This is a genomic window from Sulfitobacter sp. PS-8MA (assembly GCF_040933935.1).
Classification (GTDB): domain Bacteria; phylum Pseudomonadota; class Alphaproteobacteria; order Rhodobacterales; family Rhodobacteraceae; genus Sulfitobacter.
The window spans coordinates 24,339-48,007 of sequence record NZ_JBFQYJ010000003.1 but is presented as its reverse complement, the minus strand read 5'-3'; the positions used below and the strand labels follow the sequence as shown (position 1 = coordinate 48,007).

Below are 23,669 nucleotides of genomic sequence, written 5' to 3'. Positions count from 1 at the left end.
AAGATCCGTATCGTTGAGGAAAACTGCCTCTTTTGAGACTTCTTTCCGGGCGCACCGTCAAACGGTGATCGGTTGGCTCTCAGCTGGCCCATCGACGATCATCATTGCGCAGCCTCGCGAGCAGCGCTCAACGCGGCTGTTGATACCATAGAGGCGGCGGATCATCGCGGGTGTGAGCACCTCGAGGGTCGGACCGGTGGCCAGGATGCTACCCTGGCCCAAAGCGATGGTGGTCGCGCTGCACCGCATCACCTGATTTAGGTCATGCAAAGCGAGGATCATCACAGCTCCGCTTTCAGCGGCATAGGATTGCAACGCCTCCAATACCTCGTATTGCCGGTAAAGGTCGAGCGCGGAGGTGGGCTCGTCCATCAAGATAACCCGCGGCCGCGTCACCAGCGTCTGTGCGATCGACACGACCTGTCGTTGCCCGCCGGACAGTTCCGGCAATTGCCGCTCAGCAAGTGCGGTGATGCCCAATCTGGCCAAAACGTCGTTCACGGCCGTCAGCTCGGAAGCCGAAAGGCGCCAGCCGCCCCCACCCTGCTTCAGCGCGAGTATGATGGATTCGTAGACCGTCAGCGCTGCATTCATCCCCGTATCCTGAGGCATGTAGCGCAAGTCCTCCGCGGCTGCACCGCTGAGGCGCACAGTCCCTGCTCCCCGCATCTGTCCTGCGACGCGCCGAAACAGCGTGGATTTACCAGCCGCATTGGCTCCCACAAGAGCGGTCAAGCTGCCTCCTCGAATTGGCGGTGTTGTTGCCTTGCTGAGGACCTCATGCCGACCATAGCGCGCACCGAGGTTTTCAAGTTGCAGCGTCACCATGCTTTACGCCCCTTGGTCAGAATAAGAGCGGCAAAGAAGGGAACGCCCACCAATGCCGTGATAATGCCAATGGGAAGGACAGCGCCGGGCAGCAGGGCCTTCGAGAGCACAGATGTGGCCGAAAGGATCAGCGCGCCAGCTAACATCGCTCCAGGCAGAAAGAACCGTTGATCTTCACCCAAGAGAAGCCGTGCCACATGTGGACCGACAATGCCGATGAAACCTATCGTGCCGACGAAGGAAACCGGCACGGCCGCCAAGAGCGATACGAGAAACAAAGCCTCCAGTCTCAGCCGACGTACCGGCACGCCCATTGCCGCCGCGCGCGCTTCACCCAGTCGAATGGCGGTCAGGGCCCATGCCCGGCGAGCAAAAAGCGGCACACAGAGCGCGAGGACTACCGCCGTCACCGCCACCTTGCCCCAAGTGGCTTTGGTGAGGCTGCCCATGGTCCAGAAGACCACAGCAGATAGAGCCTGCTCCGACGCAAAATATTGCAACAACGCCAAGGCCGCGTTGAAGCTGAAGACCAATGCGATGCCTAGAAGGATAATGGTTTCGACCGTCACGCCCCGCAGAGTGGACAATCCAAAGATCAGCAAAGCGGCTGCCATCGCCATCAGAAAAGCATTGATCGGTACCATCAGGGAAATCGCCGCCGGAAAGAGTGCGACCCCCAACACCATCGCCAACGCCGCACCAAAACTGGCTGCTGCCGAAAGGCCGAGCGTGAAGGGACTGGCCAAGGGGTTCGCGAGGATGGTCTGCATCTGCGCCCCGGCGAGCGACAGGCTTGCTCCGACCGTCACCGCGAGCATGGCCATCGGCATCCGAATGTCCCAAACGACGACCCGCATCTGGACATCCGCATTAGTTGGAGAGACGAGGGTCCGCAGCACATCTGCCACCGAATAACGCGCCGGTCCCAGTGATACGTCCACCGCGACAGATAGTATCAGCAAACCGGCCAGCAGAGCCAGAATGAAGATACGTCGCGTCACCAGCCCGCGGTAGGCGAACGCGGGTGCCGCAGTGTCGGATGTGATACTGGTCATTGGTCTGCCTTATTCGACAAGAGGGCTGCGCTGCGCGCCCTGATTACTTCAGTGAAACCCAATATCCAGGACGGTAATCGACGGGCAGGAACCGCTCGTGAAGTTCCTTAAGCGTTGCCTCCGCGTCGAGGTCGGCAAACAACTCCGGGTGCAACCATGTCGCCAGCCGTTGGACGGCGACAAAGCTATAGGGCGAATTGTAAAACTGATGCCAAATCGCGTGAACCTCGCCTGCCTCGACGGCCTTAACACCGGTAAAGGCGGGACGCTCCATCAAAGCCTGCAACTTCGCACGGGCCTGCGCTTCGTCCGAGCCTGGCCCGACACCAACCCATGCCCCACCGGGTACGTAGGCCTCCCAATTGCCGCCGGTGACTACGATTTGATCGGGGTTGGAGGCGATCACCTGCTCCGCGTTCACCGTACCAAATGTCCCGGGGATGAACGGGGCAGCCATGTTTTCCCCACCCGCCAGTTCGACCATGCGACCGAAGTTGCCGCTGCCGAATGACATGCAGCAATCCTCGGAGTAGCCCCCTGCCCGTTCGACAAATACCAAAGGACGCTCCAGATCGTTCTGCGCATCGATCACATCTGTGACACGGGCGATCTGCTCTTGATAGAAGTCGTTGAAGTCATCGGCACGCTCTTCTTCGCCAAACAATTTACCGATGATTTCCATTGACTTTGCGGTGTGTTCAGACGGCTTTTCGCGGAAATCAACATAGACGATAGGGATGCCGACCTTGGCGAGCTTTTCCTCATAGCCTGCCTCATCGGTAGCCGCCTTGGCTTCGAGGTTCATGATCATCACGTCAGGGGTCAGGGATACGGCCTGTTCAATATCCAATGTGCCATCCTTGAAGCCGCCGAAGGTCGGAATATCAGCGATCTCGGGAAATTTTTCAGCATAGGCGTCATAGCTCTCGGGCGCGGCTTCACGGAAATCGTCCCGCCACCCCACCACGCGTTGGAATGGATCTTCGCCGTCCAATACGGCCGCAAAGAAAATTTGGCGCCCTTCGCCGAGAATTACCCGCTCCACAGGTGCTTCGAGTGTGACTTCTCGCCCTGCAATATCCGTTATGGTGATCGGGTCTGCAAAGGCAGGAGCGGAGAAAAGACACAGCGCACCGGCGCTCAAGGTGTAGCGAAGGGACATCAGAAGACCTTTATGTTTGAACTGGCCCACCGCCTATTAATTCCGACTTAAATAGTCAAGTTTTAATATTGACAAAAATTGTCGCCTTTAACATGGAGGTAATCGACACGTCTTGGAGCAGACCTATGACCCAACCGCTTGGCAGCAACCGTGATCTACGCGATGAGATCCGCGACTACTGGTCGGATCGTGCCGCCACTTTCGACGCCGAGCCAGGCCACAAGATTGGGCAAGGTGAAGAACAAGCAGCTTGGCAGGCGCTCGTCCAAAAACATCTCGGATCTGCCACGGGACGCCGACTGCTCGATCTAGCGTCTGGAACAGGAGAGATTGCGCGCCTGTGCCACGATCTTGGTTATGCGGTAACAGGTCTCGATTGGTCCGAGCCCATGCTCGAGCGCGCCCGCGCCAAAGTTCCGGCCGCAGTTTTTATGCAGGCTGACGCGGAGCGTACCATGCTGCCCGATGCAAGTTTCGATGTGATCGTATCCCGCCATCTTGTATGGACCCTCGTCGATCCAGCTGCAGCCTTCGCAGAATGGAAGCGCGTTTTGGGTCCGGGCGGACAGCTGCTGTTGGTCGATGGCGATTTCGTCACCCGTAGCTGGGTTGCGCGCACCTTGGCTCGGCTCTCTCCACGTCGGTCCCAGAACATGAATTCTCGTCATCAAGAAATTCTGTCGCAAGTTCATTTCGCCCAAGGCGCTCGGGCGGAGCAAGTTGCTTTCCTGTTGGCCGAGGCAGGCTTTACGGATATTCGCATCGATACCGATCTTAGTAAAATACATCGCGCACAAGCACGACAGCTCGGCTGGCGCAGGTCTTTGATCCGTCACAGTGAGCATCGGTATGCTATCAGCGCAAAGGTTTAAGCGGAGGGAAGGACGAGCGCTTGTCTCACAGGCATTTCGATACACAAATTGCTCTTGCAACCAACATGGTCCTGTTCTCTAGTAATTTCTCGTTCATGAATAATGGTGTTATCCATATGCAGGTCAGTGTCCGCGATAATAATGTCGATCAGGCTCTTCGGGTTTTAAAGAAAAAGCTTCAACGTGAAGGCGTTTTCCGCGAAATGAAGCTCAAGCAGCACTTCAAAAAGGCTTCTGAGAAGAAAGTTCGCCAACAAGCCGAAGCGATCCGCCGGACTCGCAAAGCGGCGCGCAAGCGCTTGGAGCGAGAAGGCGGGGTGTAGGTCTACCGATACACATCACTCAGAAAATTGCCCTTCGGCGTGAGTTCCCATCTAAAACAAATGGCTTTTTCCCGACTGGGCTCAGTAGTTGACCTGCTCGTAGCCATATTTGCCCTCGTAATCCCGCCACTCGACGAATACCGAACGGTGGCGGATGCTCGGACAATTGTCGCCCCACCTCTCCAGCCCCACATGATCTTTCGGCAAGGTTCCGATCGATGAACGCTGCCAAGAGAAGTCTCCTTGAACGCCATAAGTTCCAAGTACAACGACCGCGCTCCGCTCGCAGTCCCCCTCGCTGCCTGCCTCATATTGTCGAGCGTTCCGCACATCAAAGATTCGTATCGAGCGCACGAAGTTAAACTCCGGACCGCTGATGTCGATGTCGGCGCGATTTTGACCAAGCATAATAAAAAATTCATTGCTCCTATCACCCGTTTCAACCCTTTCCGCCGGGAACACGCCTGTCGGTGATAGGCCGACTTCCTGAGATCGGGCGTAAACCTTCGCCGAGGGCCGTCTGGCTGCTGAGCTGTGAGATCGTTTATCGAGTGTCCCTATGGACGCACACGAAGACACCCCCCGCATTCAAGTTTTGTCAGTCTCTGATACCGGCCGTCGCCGCCGTTGGTCTGATGACGAAAAAATCCGTATCGTTGAGGAAAGCTTTGGCGACGGCGTGACAGTGGCGGAGGTAGCACGACGCCATGAGGTATCGCGGTCTCAGCTTTATGATTGGCGTTATCGCCATAAGAATGGATTGCTTGGTTCTGGCCCGCAATTTTTGCGCGTTATGAAGATCGAAGATGCTTCTGATGGCACTGACACTGCGCCAGCGCCGCAAGCTCCTGTCATGACTATTGATCTCGGAAAGCGGTGTCGTGTGGCGATCCCGTCAGGTTTTGACATGGAAGCTGCTGCGCAGCTGCTTAACGGCTTGATGGTGCGGTCATGATCGCGTTTCCGGCTGGAACGAAGGTGTGGATTGCAGGTGGTGTGACGGATATGCGCCGAGGCATGAATACTTTGGCGCTGACAGTGCAACAGGGGCTTGGGCGTGATCCGCATGCGGGCGAGATCTTTTGCTTCAGAGGTCGAAAGGGTGACCTGGTGAAGCTGCTCTGGCATGACGGGGTGGGCATGTCGTTATATTTGAAGCGTCTTGAGGCGGGGAAGTTCATCTGGCCGGTGAGCCAAGACGGGACGGCTGTTGCGATATCTGCGGCGCAGTTGGGCTATCTTCTCGAGGGGATCGATTGGCGTAACCCACGCTGGACGCAAAGGCCCAAAGCGGCTGGATAATTTGCGCTGAAGCGCCTGTTTTTATTGGTATTTAGCGGCTTCTGTGGTAAATATTTGCCATGTCCGACGCCGCTTCCGAAATTGCCAGATTAAGCGCTGCACTTGCCGCGCAGACCGCCCGTGCGCAGGCTGCGGAAACCGAATTGGCGCAGGCTCGCGCTCTGGCCTCCTGCACAGACGCAATGATCCAAGAATTGAAGCTGGAGATCGCCAAGCTTCGGCGTGACAAATATGGCATCACCTCCGAGCGTCGCACGCGGCTGATTGATCAGCTGGAATTGCAGCTTGAGGAATTGGAAGCGGCCGCAACCGAGGATGCGCTGGCGGCTGAACAGGCTGCGGACAAGGCCAGCGCCGTGCGTGTCTTCACGCGACGCAAGCCCGTGCGCAAACCGTTCCCCGATCATTTGCCTCGCGAGCGGGTTGTCGTCGAAGCACCTGCCGCCTGCACCTGCTGTGGCTCGGACCGGATCGTAAAGATGGGTGAAGATGTCACCGAGACGCTGGAGGTGATCCCCCGCCAGTGGAAGGTGATCCAAACGGTCCGCGAGAAATTCACTTGCCGAGCTTGCGAGAAGATCAGCCAACCGCCGGCCCCGTTCCACGCCATTCCGCGCGGTTGGGCAGGGCCGCAACTGATCGCGATGATCGCCTTCGACAAGTATGGACAACATCAACCTTTGAACCGGCAATCCGAGCGCATTGCACGGGAGGGGATTGATCTGAGCCTGTCCACCTTGGCTGATCTGATCGGCCATACCTGTGTGGCGCTGACCCCCATTCATGCGTTAATCGCGCGCCACGTGCTGGATGCTGGCCGTTTGCATGGTGACGATACCACCGTGCCGCTACTGGCGCGTGGTGGCGCAAAAACGGCGCGACTGTGGACCTATGTGCGCGACGATCGACCGTGGGGTGGGGGTGCGCCACCTACCGCACTCTTCCACTTCTCAACAGATCGCCGGAAAGAACACCCGACACGGCATCTGGCCGAATGGCACGGTGTTCTTCAGTCGGACGTCTATGGCGGCTACAATGATTTGTATCTCGCAGATCGTAGCCCGGGCCCGGTCCGTAGTGCGCTGTGTTGGAGCCACTCAAGGCGCAAGTTCTTTGAACTGGCCGACATCAAGGCCATAGCCCGCAAGGGTAAAAAGGTAGCAAAAGAAATCTCGCCCATCGCGCTGGACGCTGTGACGCGGATCGATGCGATCTTTGCGGCCGAGCGTAACATCACCGGCCTGTCAGATGCAGCGCGTCGTGAAGCTCGCCAGCAGTGGGTAGCGCCGATGGTCAATGATCTGCATGATTGGATGCAGGCCGAGCGGGCTCGGATGTCAAAGCACAACCCAGTTGCCAAGGCGATCAACTACATGCTCGAGGGCACAGGTCGCTGGGAGGCCTTCACCGCATTCCTTGATGACGGGCGTCTCTGCCTCACGAACAATGCCGCCGAACGGGCGCTCAGAGGGATCGCATTGGGCAGAAAGTCATGGCTTTTTGCAGGGTCTGAACGCGGTGGCGACAGGGCAGCCTTCATGTATACCCTCATTGTCACAGCAAAGATGAACGACATCGACCCGCAGGCATGGATGGCAGACGTCTTGGCGCGACTGCCCGAGATGCCTGTGTCACGCTTGCCAGAGCTGTTACCCTGGAATTGGAAGGCCGCCATGGGATTGAAGAGGATTGCTGCATGACGCTGGTCGCGCGCATCAAGGTCACATTGTCCGATGTCGAGCCTCAGGTGCTTCGACGCTTTGATGTGCCCCTCAAGATCAAGCTGAACCGCCTGCATGATGTGATCCAGGCTGCCATGGGATGGACTGACAGTCACTTGTATGAGTTCAGAGCCGGTGGCAGCGGCTGGGGCGTGCCAGACCCAGATGGTTTTTACGATGGCCCGATGCCCGCCAGCAAAACCAGCCTGCTTGACGTGATCGAAGATTTGGGAACCAAGACCATCCATTACATCTATGACTTTGGCGACAACTGGCACCACGTGATCAAGATCGAGAAAATCGATGGCTCTATCGCGGGCGCCGCATATCCACGCCTTGTCAGGGCTATCGGTGCTTGCCCTCCGGAGGATGTGGGTGGCTTCTCCGGCTACGCTGACTTCCTCGATGCCATAGCCGACCCCAAGCACGAAGAACACAGCCAGATGCTGGAATGGTATGGGGGGCAGTTCGACCCGGATGAGGCAGAGATCGGCCGCATCCTCGATAACTTCGAGCGTCTTGCAAAGAAATGGGCCCCGAAACCGCGCAAACCAAAAGCCGCACCCAAACGCCTCTGATCAATACGGCGCGCCCACGGCCTTCGCCGAATGCTTACGATCGGGCAACGGTAATCGTCTGGAGCAGCTGATGACGCGGTCTATCGAACAAAATGTCGAAGATACGGCCGCCATTTTGACCAGTGCCATTGAGTTCATGGGATGCTCTCATCGGACAACGCCATATCTGCAACGGAGGTTCTACTGGCCAAGGTGTTATTCTTCGAATGAATTCCGCGCGGGCGCGTGAGCATGGCGCTGATGCGGGCCAACCCCCTGAAAGACAGAGGAGAATCGCGCAATCAATCGGATAGGTTTGCGCCCTAACCCGCTCGGCCGTTCCGAAGAAAGGCGTGGAGCCAAGAGCGACAAGGACGACGAAACGAGTAAGAGCTTTGGGCATGAATACTCTCCTAAAGTTTTGGCAGGTTGACGGTCTCTCTAGATATTTTATATTCATTACGCCAATAGTATATTTTTGAAAGACCTGCTCCGATGACTATTAAGGCCTGCTAATTTGGGTATGCTCGCCGCCACTCGAAAGCGCTTCGAGGTAATCGATCACTTTCACTGGTGTCGACGATTTTGCCTCTGCCAGCACTTCGGGATGAAGCGGCGGCTCGATAAAACCGGCAGGTACCTGCTCGTCCAGCCAGAGCACCGACAACTCAGAGGAATTCCACAGGTATACCCATCCAACCGTGCGCTCCCGATCATTTCCAAACAATCGGGCTATGGGCTCCGCTTCTTCTTTCAACAGTCTCACCGCTTTCTTCATTCCAGTTTCCCACGACCAAGCAGGATTTCGATCACGTCAGACCTTCTCTGGCCCATTAGACGGCGATCGAATCACACTGCCTGTAGTTGCACTGTCGTGAGCCGCGAATTCACGATACGAAGCGAACGCCAGCGAAATAGAACGAAACGAACAACGGTACGTCCATGATAAAGAATGGAAAATACTTTGTTCCTCCGTTGGATGACGGAAGTGACTTTAAGGAGTTGTTCAGACGGTTGAGCGCGGCCGGAGCGGGTCGGCCTATTGACAAAGATGGGATACCCTTGGGGCCGTGGACACCCGAGCTTCTTGCCACCGCAATCACTCAGATCGAAGCCAACCAGTCCGGGATCGAGCTGCGAACGGTGCAGCTTTGGTACCAAGACAACGAGAAAGGAATCAGCACCGAGAACATTCGATGGCTGGCAAGGGTGTTTGGGTGTGATGATCCGAAGGCGACCAGCGAGTGGCAGACGGAACTAAGTGCGGCCCGGGCACGATTGTCAGCCAGGAGGCGAGCGCTGCGTGCGGGGTCAGACGGCCACGATGCGCATAGTCCTCCAGATACGGTTCAGAACGCGGCAATCGACGTTGATACCGTGGTTCCGTCACCGCTGGCGCACAAAGGTGAGGTTATCTCGCCGAGTCGGGGATTTAGCTTGGCGAGAACAACGGAGGCCGTGTTCAACCGGGGATCCCCTTTGGATTTGTCGGCGGCGGTGTTCGCAGGGTCCGTGGCCCTTGGGTTTTCCTCTTATTTTTTGGGCATTCATAGTATTGTTTTTCCGCAGACGAATGGTGTGATTAAGCAGGTTGGGTACTTATGGGCACCGAACTGGACACTCCTCTTCATGGTGCTCATGCCGCTATACTTTGTATTCGTGCGCGACTTAGTGGTCTTTTGGAGGGGTACAAGGCGGTCACTGTTAAGTCCTGAAGGTGAAGGAATCGCGAATGACGACATGTGGGTGCGAAAAGTCGCGACCTTTTCGGTGACGTATTGGGCGGCCTTTCTTGTTTGTTTACCTATAGCTACGGTTCTTCAGTGGATCGATAGGTGTTTAGGCCCATTACTGACCCGCGATACCGGCAACTACCCGGTGGAATGGGCTCGGATGGCAATTGAGCGCCCGCACGTCATTTCGATACCGGAGGCGGTCACGTTCACCGGGTTCGCCTATCTCTACATGGGTGTGGTATTTTATCTCTTCTTTGCAGGGCTCATTTTGCTCTTCACAATAGCGTACGATTCTTGGGAGCTTGGACCTAAGGACTCTGAACCTTGGGCAGATGGAAAATACCAGCGCCAGTCCAATCAGCTCGATCTCAAAATCATGCGTGGGATTTTTCGGTGCGGTATTCTCGGACTCTTGATTGCCATATGCATGAAGCTCCAAAGCACTTTTATGCTAACAAGTGAGTCGACAATAGCAGGTTGGTTGGCTAGCGATTTCCTGTCAGTCTTGGGAAATCATGAGAAGGCAAGCGACTGGCTCGAATATAGCATGCCGACGAACTATAGCAGCCTGCTGATCGTATTGGCGACCTGCACTGTGTTTCTATATGGGCTTATTCGAGTCCACGCCGCGTTGCGTCAGCAAGGGGACATTGGACATGGTCGAAATCAGAGAGAATTCGGAATCATGTTGGCGCTCGTCGCCCTGCTGGTCATCGCCTACGTGCTGATCGGTGCGATCTCCGGTTTCTCGATCTTGCTGTGCATCGGGCTGCTGTCAGCAATCTACGGCCTGGTTTATCCAAGCATCGATACATGGCGGGCGACTGACCAAGGAGAAAAACAAAGTGTATCATAGCTGGCTTGACCGTTGGGATGAGCGACGAGCAGAGCGCGGGGACGAAGTAAAGAGGCCGACCGACTTCGCTCTGGACACTGAACTTGCCTTCCCTGGTTCCGGGCAGCCGGCAGGTATCGAGGCCTTTTGTAAACTTGCAGAACAGGCTGTCGAGGTCCCAACCTATTTCGATGAACCGGGTAACAACAACTTGGTCGTCGAACGCGAAGGAGAGTGGGTCAAGTTTCCTTCAGGGATTTCTACTGACGTCGCAGAGAACAATGTCGTTTGGGCGAAAGTAACAGAAAGCAGGTCATTCGACCAAGCTTTGGTTGTGTTTCACCATTGGAATGCAAGCGCGCGGTATCAACAGATGGCGAACTTTTTCGCCCGGCGGGGGATTACGGTAGTCGAGATGGCACTGCCGTATCACTTCGAACGTAGCCGTCCCGGCGCCGATTATGCCGACTACATGCTAAGCCCGAATCTCGGACGGACGGTTCAATCCGTGAGACAGGCGGTATGGGATGGCCGAAAGCTCATTAGATGGCTGAAGGGGCAAGGTTATAAAGAGATTTCTGTACTCGGAATGAGTCTGGGCTCTTGGGTTGCCGGGTTGATTGCCGCCAACGACAAAACTGTTTCAAAAGCTGCGCTATTCCTGACGGCTGGAAGTCTTGCTGACATGGTGTGGACCGGGCGCGCAACGCGAACGATTTGCGAAAGCATCAAGCCCGCGATCGAATTGGACGATCTCAGAAGGGCATGGGGTCCACTTGATCTAGCGAAACATGCGCATCGTCTATCGCGGGACAGTCTCGAGGTACAGGTGGTGTTGGCCAAGAGAGACAAAGTGGTGTTGCCAGAACATTCTGATAGGCTGATTCAAGGGCTGAAGCACGCCGGGGCCGCGCCCAGCATATTGAAACTGAATTGCGGCCACTATTCGCTGTCCATGCCGCCCTACATTGTGTCGGCGGGCCGAAGCGTGGCTCGCTTGCTGAAACCCGGCCCCTAAGCCGCTGACGACGGGACTGGAGCGGGTTCTCGGCTGAATTGCGCTCGTAGTCCAGTTATCGGATTCGGAACCCGCGCGACTGGGACAAAAAGTTTCGCCCGAAGTTATCGGTGAAGCGAATCCAAGAAGCGCCCATATTCCTCGCCAACTTCGCGCGCTTCCTCAAAGGCGCGAGCACGCTCCTCGTCGAGACAGCGAAAATAAACCTGTACGTCACGGAAGTAGCGCTCGAAGTCTTGACGGAGGATGTCCATAAATTCCGTGGCAACCTTCGGATCTCTTGGAACAAATGGCCGAGGCGGGGGGATGCATGGACCGGCGAGCGCCGGACAACCGACGAGCGACAGCAGAACGAATGTGCGCATCAAAGGTAGGATGCGCAACCGAAGGTAGCCAAAGCCGTTTAAATCCTTGAACGAGTGCATGTTACGTGCCTAAAGGTGTCGTGATCAAGGTATACCGCGAAAATTATAATACACTATTGCGGTCATTAGTATACTATCGTAACCCTAGGCATCAAGTAGGAGTGCTCGGGTGTTGCGTCTTTGGAGAAAGCGTGAGCCGGGCCATGAACTGGGACATAGAAGCACCAAATGTGGTTACGGAAGCTAGGTTCCGCGAACTCGTGGAAAGCGGCTATAGCGCAGAAATCCTGTGCCAGGAGTCGGCACATAAGAAAGGCCCCAGCTATTACGGGGTCTGGATCATGCGCGTTGTCTCTGATGACGGGGTGGAAAAGCTCCTCGTCACCGCCCGCACGCGGACGACCTACAACGATATCAAGATCCGCGAGTTCAAGACGATCTCCGGCGTGGTGTCTTTCTTCATTGGCCTTGGCTTTGCGCATGTCGACCTGCCGCTTGAGGCGGGTACAAGTCGCACGCACAAACTCGCCCCGTCAGACCAAGCGCCATCAGACAAGGACGCTGACAACTAACCTCGTCTGTCTCTGGCTGGTCGCAGCACCTGCCTCAGCTCAAATGGTCCTGGTCATGGAGAGCGACGGCTCTCTGACCCCATCCCGGTCTCAGAGCGGTTTTGCCCGGAACTACAATGACGGCGTTGGTCAGGGATCGGCGTCCGATGGTTTGGCCATTCTTGGTGAGACTGAAGCAGCGCCCAATCCTGACGCGCTGCAGTTTGCGACACTCGCCCAGCCAGCACCCCTGCCCCGCGCAGACGTTCTCTTGGGCATCGAGGCAACGGCCCTGCGCTATGCCAATCATCCTGGTTTGCGCCGCGCAGAGCTCTCCGTGAGGGATTGGCTGGCTCTCTACCGGGCCAACATCGAGGTTGAGAGCGCCTACCGGCAGGATGCGATCTCAACGGCCGGCGCCATTGGTCTAGGTCAACTGATGCCAGCAACCGCGCGTGATCTCGACGTCAATCCGGAGGACCCGATGCAGAACCTCGACGGTTCCGCCCGCTACCTCGCGATGATGCTCGAGACGTTCGGCGATCCGCGCCTGGCGCTGGCCGCCTACAACGCCGGACCCGACGCCGTGCGCCAGTATGGCGGCATTCCCCCCTACCGAGAAACCCAGAACCACGTGGCCCGCGTCATGGCCGTAGTGGCCCGATTGGAAGGATCAAGTTCATGATGTCCCAACCTTTTTGGAAATCATTCCTCAAAACACTTATCGGCAGGGTCACGAGAGCGCGCAGCGCGGCAGTGCATTGGCGATACCGCTTTTTCCAAACAAGTTGGATTTCAAACCTCTTTGTCGCCTCACTGGCGCTATTCCTGCTCATTGCCGAGCCCGCCCTTGCCCAAAGCATCGATCTCTCCCCGATCCAAAGCTTGTTGCAGGGCATTGTCGATGCGCTGACCGGCCCGCTCGGCGTCGTGATCGCCACACTCGCGGTCCTTGGCGTTTTCTTGAGCTGGTTCTTCAACATCATCGATCTGCGCCAGGCGCTCTGGGTCCTCGTCGGGATCGCCGGTGTTGCGGCTGCCCCCACCATCGTTGCCGCGGTCTTCGCCGGTGGCTGAGCGCGCGCCTCTCTTCCTCGGCCTCGTGCGCCCGCCCAAGCTTCTGGGCCTGCCCATCATGTATGCGATGGTCTGGCTCTTCGGTTCGGTGCTCTTGTTCGTCTGGGTCCAGCACATCGCGGTACTGGTTGTCGCGGCCCTGCTCTACCCGGTGCTTTGGAAGGCCGCAGATTGGGACCCGCGTTTCATCGACGTGATGATGACAGCCCTGCAGGAGACACCGCCCACGCGCAACAGGCCCATCCATGGCGGGGACAGCTATGCCCCGTGATGACGCCCGTGATGCTGCGCTCGATGCCCGCACAATGACGCCAGACTGGTATGCGCGCGAGACCCGGCTTGCGCATATGCTACCCTATGTGAGCCTCGTCGACGACCAGACCGTGCGGACCCGGGTGAACGAACTCTTCCGGTGCATTCGCCTTGAGGGGATCAACAGCTACACGACGGACGATGCCTATCTCGACAAGGTGACGACGCTTTTTGCTCGCATCGTCGCGCAACTCGGGCCAGAATTCAGCTATTACGTCCACAAGGTCTCCAAGGCCATCAAACCTGATCTCGACCCCATCCGTGAGGACAGCTTCGCGGGCGAGGTGGACCGGCGCTGGCGCGCGAAACTCGAGACCAGCGGGCTGCGCGACAAAACACTGACACTCACCGTCATTCACCGCCCGCCCCCGAAAAGTCTCCTGCCTTTCCTCAGCCACAGCGCGCCGGACAGGTTGAGGGAGGAGACCCGCAAGCGCCTGCAGCGCCTCGGCGAGGCCGTGAACGTCTTCCTCTCGGGCCTCGCAGAGCTCAAACCGCGCCTGCTGTCGGCTGCATCGGGGGAATTGGTGGGGTTTCTGGGCGCGCTGAACACGGGCACCGAGCTGCCGCTCTACCCTGCAAACACCTACGGCTTTTTGTCCGTCAACGTCGCCAATACCCGCGTGACGTTTCATGGCGATCATTTCGAGCTTTCCGAGGGCGTCGTGGGCCACCGCTACGGCAAGAGCTTCACCATCGGAGAATACTCGGAAGGCACCTCCTGCACCATGTTCGACATGCTGAACCTGCCGGTCGACATGATCGTGACGCACTCCTTCACGCCGATCAATTCGAACCTCATGGCGGGCCGCATCAAGCGACAAAAGCGCCAGATGCAGGCCAGCCAGGACGCAGCCCTCTCGCTCCTGGAAGCCCTCGACATCGCCGCCGATGATCTCGAGGCCAAGCGCCAAAGCTTCGGCGAGCATCACATGGTCGTGACGCTCTTTTGCGACACGCTCGAAGAACTGCAAACCCTCAGCGCCGAGATCGTGAACGCCGCCGCAACCGAAGGCGTGAAGATGATTGGCGAGCGGGTCGCGGCCAAGGCGCATTACCTCAGCCAGCACCCCGGCAACCAGCCCAAGCGCGTGCGTGCCAGCGCCGTCACCAATCGCAACTTCGCGGATTTTGCGGCCTTCCACCGGACACAGCTCGGCAAACCTGCAGCACTTACCCCCTGGGGCCGGGTCGTCACCTATCTGCCCACGCCGGAGCAAAGCGCCTACCGGTTTTCCTATCACGAGCAGGGCGCGCCCGACAAAGAACCCACCAGCGGGCACACCCTGATCATGGGGCGGCCCGGGTCGGGCAAATCGGTGCTCTCGGCCTTCCTGATGACCCAGGCCCGTCGCGTGGGCGCCCGGATCTTCGTTTTCGATTACCGTCTTGGCATGGAGATGGCGGTGCGCGCCAATGGCGGGCGCTACGCGTCCCTGAACGCCGGTCAGCCCACGGGCCTCAACCCGCTCTGGACCGAGACCGATGCGCGCGGCACCGCCTGGCTCTCGGACTGGCTTGCTACGCTTCTTTACCGCGCTGACAAGCCGCTCACACCGGCGCAGACCAACCGCATCCAGGAGGTCGTGCGCCAGAATGCCCAGGCCACCAATCCGGCCCTGCGGAACTGGCGGGATTTCGCGTCGCTTTTTGTGTCCACCGATGATGGCGGCGATCTGCACCAGCGCCTGCTCGAGTGGACCGAAGACGGCCGCTATGGCTGGATCTTCGGGCAGAGCCTCGAGGACACGTTCTCGCTCAAAGGCGATGTGGTGGGCTTCGATCTGACCGGCATTCTCGACAGCGAGGCCGACAAGGAACGGATGGCGGTCCTGTCCTATCTTTTCCGCCGGGTCGAGCGCGAGATCGAGGACCGCCGCCCCACCATCATCGTGATCGACGAGGCCTGGAAGGCGCTCGACAACGCATATTTCGCCGAGCGGCTGTCGAACTGGCTGGTGACAGCGCGCAAGCAGAACACGGTTGCCGTGATGATGACGCAATACGCAAGCCAGCTCGAGCGCACCCGGACCGGCAAGACCATCGTCGAAGCCGTTCCGACGCAGGTCCTGCTGCCCAATATTCGCGCGCAGCCTGCGGACTACGCCATGCTGAACCTCACGGAGAAGGAGCTCGACGTCCTTCTCAACACCGGCAGCAATAGCCGCCTCGCACTGATCCGCGACGATCAGGGCTCGATCGTCGTCGATGCCGATCTGAGCGCCCTTGGGCCCAATCTCACGATCCTTGGCGGAATGGAAAAGGGAGAAGCGCTTGTCGGCGCCGATTACCGCGACCGCTCGGACTTCTGGAGGCTTTCATGATCCGTACCCTGTTTCTTCTCACCGCGCTCGGCGCACTGGCCTCCTGCACCCAGTACCGGGAGCCGCAGGCGAACTGCTTCACCTTCCTTGCGTCCACGGCACCCGTCGCGCCTGATTGTGACTTCACGCCCCTTGGCACCCCGGAGGGCGACATTGAAGTCTAGCCTGCCTCATATCCTCGCGTTTTGCCTGCTGCCCGGTCTCGGCTTCGCCCAAGGCGTGCCGACCAACGACAGTGGGCTGACCGCGCGAGACATCGTCGAGACCGGCGACCGCGAGGCTGACTTGGCCGTTCAGGCGGACAAGCTTGCCGTGCGCGAACTCATTGCCGAGATCGACCGGGAGCAGCTGGAAACCCTGCAACGCATCCTTGATGCCCAGACCAGCTTCGGCGGTCAGGGCCTGCCGGCTATGGTCTCGGGGCTGGAAAGCGGCAGCGGGGATCCGGCCCGGTCAGTCGAGGCGGTCTATGGCAATGCCGACATCGACCCCAATCCCGGCGGTGCGCAGATGTTCGGCGACGCCGCCGAGAACATCGAGCAGCTCATCATCCGCGTCGCCCAGGAAACCAGCGGCTTTGCGGGTGTTGGCCGCGCAGGGCTCTCCCCCGTCCAATGGCGCGCGCTGCTGCAAGCGCTGATCTGGCAGGAAAGCCGGTTTACGATTGGGGCACGGTCTCCCGTTGGCGCCTATGGCCTCACCCAGATCATGCCGGGCACGGCCAGCGATCTGGGCATCAACCCGGAATACTTTGACAGCCCCTACCTTCAGGTGCATGGCGGTGCACGCTATCTCGCGACACAGCTCAACACCTTCGACGGCAATATCATCAATGCGCTCGCGGCCTATAACGCGGGACCCGGCCGAGTGTTCGAATATGGTGGCGTGCCGCCCTTTGCCGAGACCCAGCACTACGTCCAGGTCATCCCCGAACGCTACAATCTCTACCTAAGCCGCATCGGCGGGATCGAAGCGCTTGGGACGATCGACCCCGCTCTGCTGGCCAATGCTAACCTCTCGATGACCGGGCATGGCGCGGCTTTCTATAGCAACAACTCGCCCGCCGCGATCAGGCAAGCTGCCCTGCGTATCCAAGACATCGTCACGCGGATTTCCGCGACGGAAGACGTGCAGGAAAGCGTCGCGCTCAACACCTATGCCCGCGCCGAACTCGTGCGTCTCGTCGCGGCCCGCATCCGGCTACAGGCGGCGCGGACCCGCGTACTCTCGGCCGAAGAGCTGGCACAGGCCAGCGCCCGCATGGCCGAGGGCGCGTTCATGGAATTCACGATCAGGGAGATAGACTGATGAGAGATTTACTCTTGAGAACGGCCTTAGCCACGACACTTGGGATTGGCCTACACTTGGGAACCCTCTCCCTTGCCCTGGCGCAAGGTGTGCCCGTCGTCGACACCCAGAACATCGCGCAAAACATCCAGCAGCTCCGGCAGATGATCGAAGACGAGATCCTACAAAACGAACAGCTGACGCAGCTCCGCGAACAGCTTGCGACACTCACGGACCAACTCGCGGAGCTGCAAAGAACCTATGAAGCACTTACCCGCCTTGCCGAACTTCCCGAGATTATCCGCACCGAGATGGAGGACGAGCTGAACGGCCTGCTCGACCAGGAGTTCGGCGATATCATCGCCACGATTGAGGCGATCAAGACCGGAGACTTCTCTGGCCTGTCGGGCTCCGGCGCGGGCGAGATCGAAACACAGATGGACCGGGTGCTGGCCGATCTCGGCTTTGATGACGATACCCTCACGGAAATGGCCACCAGCGGAAATCCCGGGGCCAACCGCGTGGCGACGCAGGCCACAACCGGCGCGCTCGTCTCGGCCGCTGCCCAGAACAGCTACGAGGACGCGGGCCAATCGCTGGAACGCGTCGACCGGTTGGTCGGGCTGATCGATGACATGGACGAACTGAAGGAAAGTATCGACCTCAACACGCGGGTGACGGCGGAGCTGGCAATTGCCCTCGTCGCCATGTGGCAGCTTGAGGCCGTGCAAACCGTGGGTGACGGCACAGGCGGCGTGATTGATGCCGCCACAATCGCCGAAGAACAGCGCTTCATGGATTTCACCTTGCCGGACCTTCGGGCCGAGTAATCGTGGGGGCATGAATGGTGGCGAGTGAACAAGAAATCATCGAGGAAGAACTGGTCTACGGTGCCTTGCGCCGCGAACGGCTCTGGCAACGCCTTGGCCTGACGGGCCTTGTCTTCGGTGTCATCGGCTGTCTGAGCGCCGCGGCGGTCTCGATCCTCGATGTCGACCCGCCCCCCGTCGTTGTTCCCTATGATCCCGCCACCGGCTTTGCACTCCCCGAAGCCTCGGTCGGCGCCTCCTCGGTGACCGCCAACCAGGCGATCATCGAGGCGGAGGTGTTCCGCTATGTGACCGACCGGGAGGTCTACAACCAGCTCGACAACGATCTGCGCATCCGCAACGTCCTGCGCCGCTCGGACGGGGCGGCCGAGAGCGAGCTGCGCCAGATCTGGAACAGCGCCAATGAGAACTACCCGCCGACGGTCTATGGCCCCAATGCGCGGCTCGACGTGGAGATCCTCAGCATCAACCGGATCGGAACCAACCGCGCGACGGTCCGCCTGCGCAAGCGCCTGACATCTATCAACGGCGTCCAAACCGGGCTTTTCACCGCCACGCTTCTCTTCGAGTTCCGCCCCGAGACCCGCCGCTCCATCGATGAGGTCTGGACCAACCCCTTCGGCTTCACGGTCCTCGAGTATTCCATCCGCTCCGACAGATTGGAGAATTGAATTTGTTCCCTGCTCGACTTTTCATATTGCTGATTGCCCTGTTGCCCGGCTTTGCTTTCGCCGAAGCCATCCCGCGTGGCGGGCCCAATGACAATCGGGTGCGGCTGGCAACATATCAAGAAGGTCAGGTCTACCGCCTCAGCGTGTCGCTCACCCATGTGACCACGGTCGAGTTCGGGGAAGGCGAGAGCATCCGCTCGATCATTGCGGGCGACACGGAAGGCTTCGAGATCGACGGCGTACCCGGCGGTCAGGCCTTCGCGATCAAGCCGGTGGCGCGCGGGGTGCATACCAATGTGACCGTCTACACGAACAGGCGCAGTTATTACTTTAACGTCCAGGAGACCCGCAGTCCGACCTTTTACGTGGTCCAGTTCCGCTACCCCGAAGACAATACGCGGCCCACACGTGCCATCGCGGCCCAAGCGCCGAACTATAATTACGGTGCCAGCGCGCGGACCGAGGTCACCCCCACCCGTGTCTGGGATGACGGGACGTTTACGTATTTCGAATTTCCGCGGAACGCGCCGGTGCCTGCGATCTTCCGCTACGCCAATGGCCGAGAGCGCACGGTCAACACGCAAGCCACCGAGGACGGCGTGATCCGGGTTTCAGGCGTGAACCGACAATGGGTGCTGCGGATCGGGGAGGAGGTGGTCTGCATCGAGGCCACACCACCTGCGGGGGTGGGATCATGAGCGATACTGGAAACGCAGACCTCGAGAAACGCCTCGCTGCTCTAGAACAAGGTAAGGGCGCTGGTTCGCCCCCTGCCCCACGGCGCTCACCGCTGCTCGCTTTGGTCGTCGTCCTCGTGATCGGCGCGGGCGGTGCGTTGCTCTATCTCATGTCCCAACCCGAGGAAGAGGAAGCCCTTCCCACGGCCACGCCGGACGTGTTCCAGAACGAAGGCGACGGGTTCGGCGCCATCGAGACCTTGCCCCCGCCCGAGCCCAAGGTTGTGTTCGTCGCACCCGATCCGGTGGAACCGAACGCCGAGCTTTTGGCGCAACTCGCCGCCCTTCAGGCCCAGATCGAGGAGTTGCGCAACACGCCCGAACCGGTGGTCGAAGAAGATACCGCTGCCGCCGAAGCGATCGATGCGCTGACCGCCCAGATCGCTGCGCTCCAAGCCGCCTCGGAAGCCGCACAGCAACGATTCCAGGATGAACTGACGGCGCGGGATCGCAGCCTTGAGCAACTCCGCATGGATCTGGAACTGGCCCAACTCGAGGCCAACCGCCCCCTCCCCGCACCCATCGGGCCCACCGAGGACGAGTTGCGCGCGCGGGAAGAAGAACGGCTCCGCCGCGAGGAAGAAGCACGACGGCTCGCGGAACTTGAACGCCGCGCGGCCGAGGAACGGGCGTTTCAGGAACGCCGCATCACCTCGCCCACCATCGCCTTTGGCGGCACTTCGGGCGCCAATGAGACGGCGTTAGCCGAGCGGACTTTTGGCGAAGTGACGGATTTCGTTCTGAACGGCGCGCTGCCCACTTCGGTGACACAGGCAGAAGTCATCGCCAATCCCTCCAACACGATCATCCAGGGCACCATGATCCAGGCCGTCATGGAAACCGCGCTCGACAGCTCCCTGCCCGGCCAGACCCGGGCCGTTGTTTCCGAAGATGTCTACAGCGTCGACGGCTCTCGTCTCCTGATCCCGCGCGGGTCCCGTCTCATCGGGCGCTATCGCTCTGGCGTCGATATCGCGCAGCGCCGGGTCACCATCGCCTGGGACCGGATCATCCTGCCCAACAACCAGACGATCCAGATCAGCTCTTTCGGGGGTGACGAATTGGGCCGCTCCGGCGTGACCGGCTTTGTCGACACGCGCTTCGATGAGCGTTTCGGCTCAGCGGCGTTGATATCGCTGATCTCCGCCGCGCCAAGCGCTGCTGCTGCAAACGTCCAGGATGAGACCACCGCGGACGTGCTCGAAGACGTGGGCGATGATCTTGCCGATGCCACGGACAGCGTGATTGGCGACTATCTCTCCATCGGCCCCGTTATCTATGTCGACCAGGGTGCCCGCGTCACAGTCATGGTCGACCGCGATCTGGAGATTTTCTGAGCCCATGTCGCTGAGCTATCTCCAGACCTCGCTTGATCGGATCGACGCCGCCGCCCGCGACGATGTCATCGAGATCTGCATCAATCCCGACGGGACCTGCTGGGGAGAATTCCAGGGCGATCACTTCATGCGAAAGCTGGACCAGAAGCTGAACGCAACAGAAGTGAAAGATCTCGGCAACCAGATCGCCTCCTCCGCCAACACCACGATGAGCAAGGACCGCCCGATCATCTCGGTATCGATCACCTACAAGGGGCGACCGATCCGGGCTCAAGTCATCACCCCACCTGCCGTGCTCTCGGCGATGTCGATCAGCCTGCGTTTTTTCTCGAGCCTGCCGCTCGACGGGATCGCGCTGGATTTCCTTTACGGCAAGGAACGCAAGCTTGAAGAACTCCGCCTCGAGAGAACCCGCGAACTGCGCGAAGTCGTGGCTGCTGGTGTGATCGACGATGCCCTCGCCTTCTGCGTCGACAACAAGCTTAACATGATCGTTTCCGGGGGCACCTCCACTGGCAAGACCGTGGCTGCGCGCAAGATCCTCTCGCACGTGCCATCCGAGGAACGCATCGTCACCATCGAGGAAGCCGCCGAGCTTCTACCGACCCAGCCCAATGCCGTGACCCTCATCGCCAATCGTGACGCGGAATTCCAGACCGCCGATGTGCTGCTCACCGCGACACTGCGCTTGCGCCCCGACCGGATCATCCTCGGCGAGGTGCGCGGCAAGGAGGCCATGACCTTCCTTGAAGCCATCAACACCGGCCATGGCGGCTCCATGACCACGCTGCACGCCGAAACTCCGCAACTTGCAGTGCAGCGACTCGCGATCGCGGCGCTCAAGACCGAAATCCCGATGACCTATGCCGACATGACCCAATACATCGAGAACTCCATCGACGTGATCATCCAGGCCGGTCGCCACGACGGCAAACGCGGCATCACCGAATTCTACCTGCCCGGCGCAACTGAGATTGGAACTTCCCCATGAAGACCTTTGAATACGATATCCTGTCCTTTCCCATGACTCGTAAGACCAGCCTTGCCGACATGCGAACCTGCCTGAACCAGAAGGGCGCAGACGGGTGGGAGGTGGTGTCGATCAGCTCCTCGGAATTCGCCAATATCGGGCACACCGTCTTCCTGAAGCGTGAAACCATAGCCACCGGAGCCACGACATGAGGCAGGCGGGCTGTACCCTCGTATTGACCGCGTTGGTCCTGGGCCTGACGCCCGCCTTCGCCGTTGCCGAGCGCAACCTAGTGCCAACCCTCGATCGCAGCTTTGACGTCTGTCCGGACCGGCCCGCCGAGCCCGTCTGGATGCAGGAAATCCCGCTCCGCCAAGCCTATCAGCGGGTTCTGGTTCAGGACATCTATCGCGCCCAGAATCTCGAGCGGGTCGTCGAGATCGGCAACTGCGACTGCGCGACTCGGTTCCCGTCCTGGGACGCTGCCGAGGCCGTGTTTCGGGAGAGCTACGCGAGCGACGAACGATGGGAAATGCTCGAAGCCTCGGATGGCTATAACCGCCGCGCCAACGCCGCCCGAACTGCCGCCAAGGCCATCTGCGACGCCGCAGGTAGTTGGTAAGGCAGCCCCGCGATGAGTGTCGTCACCTACTTCGTTGAAACCTCCCAAGCCTATCTCGACACCGCTGCCGAAACCCAGTTTGGTGCGGTTGCGGCAACGGTCGGCACGCTCCTGGTTTTGGGGACAACGCTGGTGGTGATCCTCGTCGGCATCAACATGATCTATCAATATCGGGCCATGGATGGGCACACAGCCTTCTGGCTCGCGGTCAAGATCGGGCTCATCGGGATATTCGCGACCAATTGGATGCAGTTCAACGCCTTCTCGTCTGCCATTCTCTATGGGATCGACAGTATCGCGGGCGCGCTCGTGGCCTCCGTCGGCGGCGGCAGCCCGGGGCCTTCTGGAACTTTCGCTGAAGAATTCGACCGGCTGATCGCCGAGCTCGGCGATTACCTGAATGCCGCCGGGTCCGAGCTGAACTGGATGGCTGGCGCCATGCTCGACATCGTCGGTGTGCTTCTGCTCTCGATCCTCGGCGGACTGGCCGCCTTCATCCTCGTGGCCTCCCGACTGATGATCGCGCTTCTGATCGGGATCGCCCCGGTGATGATTTTCCTGACCCTCTTCGAGGTGACCAAGGATTATTTCGCGCGCTGGTTATCCGCGCTTATCTCCTTCGCGATCTACCCTATCGTGGTCGCAGGGGTCTTCGCGACCATCACCGGGGTGGCCTCGGCTCTCATAGGCGAGTTGGGTGATCCGGAAGGGGCTTCCAACATCGGCGCGCTCATACCCTTCTTTATGATGGTGCTCATGGCCAAGGGCTTCATTATCGCCACGCCCTTCATCGTCCGCGCGATCTCCGGCAACATCATGATGCCCGCCCTCTCCGGAGGTCTCGGCGGCGGCTACAGCTTTGCCCGCGCCGCCATGGGAAGCCAGCAGGCCTACAATCGCTACCTCATCGGCGGGGCCAGTGGCGCAGAATACGCAGCCCTCAGGGCGCGGCAGTTCTTGGGCGTGCAGCAAATGCCAGTGCGGCAAGGCATGGGGCAGACGGGTTCCGGAGGCGGCACAGGATCCGCAGACTCGGGATCAAAAATGCTGGCGCAGCTTGCGAGACTGGGACGGCTTGGACGACGGTGACGGCCCAGTCCGGCCGTTCATCGAGTTCACTTTCGCTGTGCTGCGGCTACACCGAACCGATCATCTATGGCGGTGTGCAGCGTAGTCG

The 23,669-nt window shown here is 59.3% G+C and carries 29 protein-coding genes; 23 read left to right on the top strand and 6 right to left on the bottom strand.

Annotated elements, in window-relative coordinates:
• Positions 1-57: 57 nt before the first annotated feature.
• The 3 genes from AB4M76_RS01330 to AB4M76_RS01320 are packed head-to-tail and all read right to left on the bottom strand — an operon-like array spanning position 58 to position 3,045.
• A complete protein-coding gene (locus tag AB4M76_RS01330) occupies positions 58-828 on the bottom strand; it encodes an ABC transporter ATP-binding protein (RefSeq protein WP_368440036.1) in 771 nt (256 codons plus the stop codon).
• Entirely contained in the window at positions 822-1,883 is a 1,062-nt protein-coding gene (locus AB4M76_RS01325; RefSeq protein WP_368440035.1) for a FecCD family ABC transporter permease, read from the bottom strand. Before AB4M76_RS01325 ends, AB4M76_RS01330 begins: the two co-directional genes overlap by 7 nt.
• A 43-nt stretch (positions 1,884-1,926) precedes the next feature.
• Positions 1,927-3,045 carry an ABC transporter substrate-binding protein gene (locus AB4M76_RS01320; RefSeq protein ID WP_368440034.1) on the bottom strand — a complete coding sequence of 373 codons (1,119 nt, stop codon included), beginning with the start codon at positions 3,043-3,045 and terminating at the stop codon, positions 1,927-1,929.
• Between the two features lie 125 nt (positions 3,046-3,170).
• On the opposite strand from AB4M76_RS01320, the gene AB4M76_RS01315 reads away from it, so the two are divergent.
• Positions 3,171-3,917: a class I SAM-dependent methyltransferase gene (locus AB4M76_RS01315; protein WP_368440033.1), complete on the top strand. Its 747-nt coding sequence runs from the start codon at positions 3,171-3,173 to the stop codon at positions 3,915-3,917.
• Between the two features lie 116 nt (positions 3,918-4,033).
• On the top strand, positions 4,034-4,240 hold the full coding sequence (gene rpsU / locus AB4M76_RS01310; RefSeq protein ID WP_368440096.1) for a 30S ribosomal protein S21: 207 nt from the start codon (positions 4,034-4,036) through the stop codon (positions 4,238-4,240).
• Between the two features lie 81 nt (positions 4,241-4,321).
• On the opposite strand, the gene AB4M76_RS01305 is transcribed toward rpsU, so the two are convergent.
• The gene (locus AB4M76_RS01305) at positions 4,322-4,648 is read right to left on the bottom strand and encodes a hypothetical protein (RefSeq protein ID WP_368440032.1); all 327 of its coding nucleotides are present in this window, start codon (positions 4,646-4,648) and stop codon (positions 4,322-4,324) included.
• A 151-nt stretch (positions 4,649-4,799) separates the two neighbouring features.
• Here AB4M76_RS01305 and AB4M76_RS01300 point away from each other — a divergent pair, with 151 nt between their 5' ends.
• The 4 genes from AB4M76_RS01300 to AB4M76_RS01285 are packed head-to-tail and all read left to right on the top strand — an operon-like array spanning position 4,800 to position 7,841.
• Complete coding sequence (locus tag AB4M76_RS01300; protein WP_009827085.1) at positions 4,800-5,195, top strand: transposase; 396 nt, start codon at positions 4,800-4,802, stop codon at positions 5,193-5,195.
• The gene (gene tnpB, locus AB4M76_RS01295; RefSeq protein WP_072630505.1) at positions 5,192-5,542 is read left to right on the top strand and encodes an IS66 family insertion sequence element accessory protein TnpB; all 351 of its coding nucleotides are present in this window, start codon (positions 5,192-5,194) and stop codon (positions 5,540-5,542) included. Before AB4M76_RS01300 ends, tnpB begins: the two co-directional genes overlap by 4 nt.
• A gap of 59 nt (positions 5,543-5,601) precedes the next feature.
• Positions 5,602-7,242, top strand: a complete 1,641-nt coding sequence (locus AB4M76_RS01290; protein ID WP_368440031.1) for an IS66 family transposase — start codon at positions 5,602-5,604, stop codon at positions 7,240-7,242.
• Entirely contained in the window at positions 7,239-7,841 is a 603-nt protein-coding gene (locus tag AB4M76_RS01285) for a plasmid pRiA4b ORF-3 family protein (RefSeq protein ID WP_368440030.1), read from the top strand. The genes AB4M76_RS01290 and AB4M76_RS01285 overlap by 4 nt, the downstream gene beginning before the upstream one ends.
• Positions 7,842-8,322: 481 nt before the next feature.
• Here AB4M76_RS01285 and AB4M76_RS01280 read toward each other — a convergent pair whose 3' ends face one another.
• Entirely contained in the window at positions 8,323-8,598 is a 276-nt protein-coding gene (locus AB4M76_RS01280) for a hypothetical protein (protein ID WP_368440029.1), read from the bottom strand.
• A 164-nt stretch (positions 8,599-8,762) separates the two neighbouring features.
• Here AB4M76_RS01280 and AB4M76_RS01275 point away from each other — a divergent pair, with 164 nt between their 5' ends.
• Together AB4M76_RS01275 and AB4M76_RS01270 are read left to right on the top strand one after the other, a co-directional pair.
• A complete protein-coding gene (locus AB4M76_RS01275) occupies positions 8,763-10,412 on the top strand; it encodes an RcgA family putative transporter (RefSeq protein WP_368440028.1) in 1,650 nt (549 codons plus the stop codon).
• Positions 10,402-11,409, top strand: a complete 1,008-nt coding sequence (locus AB4M76_RS01270) for an alpha/beta hydrolase family protein (protein ID WP_368440027.1) — start codon at positions 10,402-10,404, stop codon at positions 11,407-11,409. Before AB4M76_RS01275 ends, AB4M76_RS01270 begins: the two co-directional genes overlap by 11 nt.
• A gap of 104 nt (positions 11,410-11,513) precedes the next feature.
• Here AB4M76_RS01270 and AB4M76_RS01265 read toward each other — a convergent pair whose 3' ends face one another.
• A complete protein-coding gene (locus AB4M76_RS01265) occupies positions 11,514-11,834 on the bottom strand; it encodes a hypothetical protein (protein WP_368440026.1) in 321 nt (106 codons plus the stop codon).
• A 143-nt stretch (positions 11,835-11,977) separates the two neighbouring features.
• Between AB4M76_RS01265 and AB4M76_RS01260 the strand changes: the two genes are divergently transcribed.
• The 15 genes from AB4M76_RS01260 to AB4M76_RS01190 all read left to right on the top strand — a co-directional run bounded on the left by AB4M76_RS01260 (position 11,978) and on the right by AB4M76_RS01190 (position 23,581).
• Positions 11,978-12,346 carry a hypothetical protein gene (locus AB4M76_RS01260; protein WP_368440025.1) on the top strand — a complete coding sequence of 123 codons (369 nt, stop codon included), beginning with the start codon at positions 11,978-11,980 and terminating at the stop codon, positions 12,344-12,346.
• Between the two features lie 43 nt (positions 12,347-12,389).
• The gene (locus AB4M76_RS01255; RefSeq protein ID WP_368440024.1) at positions 12,390-13,010 is read left to right on the top strand and encodes a lytic transglycosylase domain-containing protein; all 621 of its coding nucleotides are present in this window, start codon (positions 12,390-12,392) and stop codon (positions 13,008-13,010) included.
• 107 nt (positions 13,011-13,117) lie between these two features.
• On the top strand, positions 13,118-13,402 hold the full coding sequence (locus AB4M76_RS01250) for a TrbC/VirB2 family protein (protein ID WP_027246639.1): 285 nt from the start codon (positions 13,118-13,120) through the stop codon (positions 13,400-13,402).
• Positions 13,395-13,673, top strand: a complete 279-nt coding sequence (locus AB4M76_RS01245) for a type IV secretion system protein VirB3 (protein ID WP_368440023.1) — start codon at positions 13,395-13,397, stop codon at positions 13,671-13,673. The genes AB4M76_RS01250 and AB4M76_RS01245 overlap by 8 nt, the downstream gene beginning before the upstream one ends.
• A complete protein-coding gene (locus AB4M76_RS01240; RefSeq protein WP_368440022.1) occupies positions 13,663-16,038 on the top strand; it encodes a type IV secretion system protein B4 in 2,376 nt (791 codons plus the stop codon). Before AB4M76_RS01245 ends, AB4M76_RS01240 begins: the two co-directional genes overlap by 11 nt.
• Positions 16,035-16,202, top strand: a complete 168-nt coding sequence (locus tag AB4M76_RS01235) for a hypothetical protein (protein ID WP_162931912.1) — start codon at positions 16,035-16,037, stop codon at positions 16,200-16,202. Before AB4M76_RS01240 ends, AB4M76_RS01235 begins: the two co-directional genes overlap by 4 nt.
• Positions 16,192-17,346, top strand: coding sequence for a lytic transglycosylase domain-containing protein (locus AB4M76_RS01230; protein ID WP_368440021.1), 1,155 nt, complete (start codon positions 16,192-16,194; stop codon positions 17,344-17,346). The genes AB4M76_RS01235 and AB4M76_RS01230 overlap by 11 nt, the downstream gene beginning before the upstream one ends.
• Complete coding sequence (locus AB4M76_RS01225; RefSeq protein WP_281843947.1) at positions 17,346-18,155, top strand: type IV secretion system protein; 810 nt, start codon at positions 17,346-17,348, stop codon at positions 18,153-18,155. Before AB4M76_RS01230 ends, AB4M76_RS01225 begins: the two co-directional genes overlap by 1 nt.
• A 14-nt stretch (positions 18,156-18,169) precedes the next feature.
• Positions 18,170-18,826: a virB8 family protein gene (locus AB4M76_RS01220; protein WP_368440020.1), complete on the top strand. Its 657-nt coding sequence runs from the start codon at positions 18,170-18,172 to the stop codon at positions 18,824-18,826.
• A 2-nt stretch (positions 18,827-18,828) separates the two neighbouring features.
• Positions 18,829-19,524, top strand: a complete 696-nt coding sequence (locus tag AB4M76_RS01215; RefSeq protein WP_368440095.1) for a TrbG/VirB9 family P-type conjugative transfer protein — start codon at positions 18,829-18,831, stop codon at positions 19,522-19,524.
• A complete protein-coding gene (locus tag AB4M76_RS01210) occupies positions 19,521-20,900 on the top strand; it encodes a TrbI/VirB10 family protein (RefSeq protein WP_368440019.1) in 1,380 nt (459 codons plus the stop codon). Before AB4M76_RS01215 ends, AB4M76_RS01210 begins: the two co-directional genes overlap by 4 nt.
• Before the next feature lie 4 nt (positions 20,901-20,904).
• A complete protein-coding gene (locus tag AB4M76_RS01205) occupies positions 20,905-21,891 on the top strand; it encodes an ATPase, T2SS/T4P/T4SS family (RefSeq protein ID WP_368440018.1) in 987 nt (328 codons plus the stop codon).
• Entirely contained in the window at positions 21,888-22,082 is a 195-nt protein-coding gene (locus AB4M76_RS01200; RefSeq protein ID WP_368440017.1) for a hypothetical protein, read from the top strand. Before AB4M76_RS01205 ends, AB4M76_RS01200 begins: the two co-directional genes overlap by 4 nt.
• Positions 22,079-22,492: a hypothetical protein gene (locus AB4M76_RS01195; RefSeq protein WP_368440016.1), complete on the top strand. Its 414-nt coding sequence runs from the start codon at positions 22,079-22,081 to the stop codon at positions 22,490-22,492. Before AB4M76_RS01200 ends, AB4M76_RS01195 begins: the two co-directional genes overlap by 4 nt.
• Before the next feature lie 12 nt (positions 22,493-22,504).
• Complete coding sequence (locus AB4M76_RS01190) at positions 22,505-23,581, top strand: type IV secretion system protein (RefSeq protein ID WP_368440015.1); 1,077 nt, start codon at positions 22,505-22,507, stop codon at positions 23,579-23,581.
• The last annotated feature ends 88 nt before the right edge of the window (positions 23,582-23,669 follow it).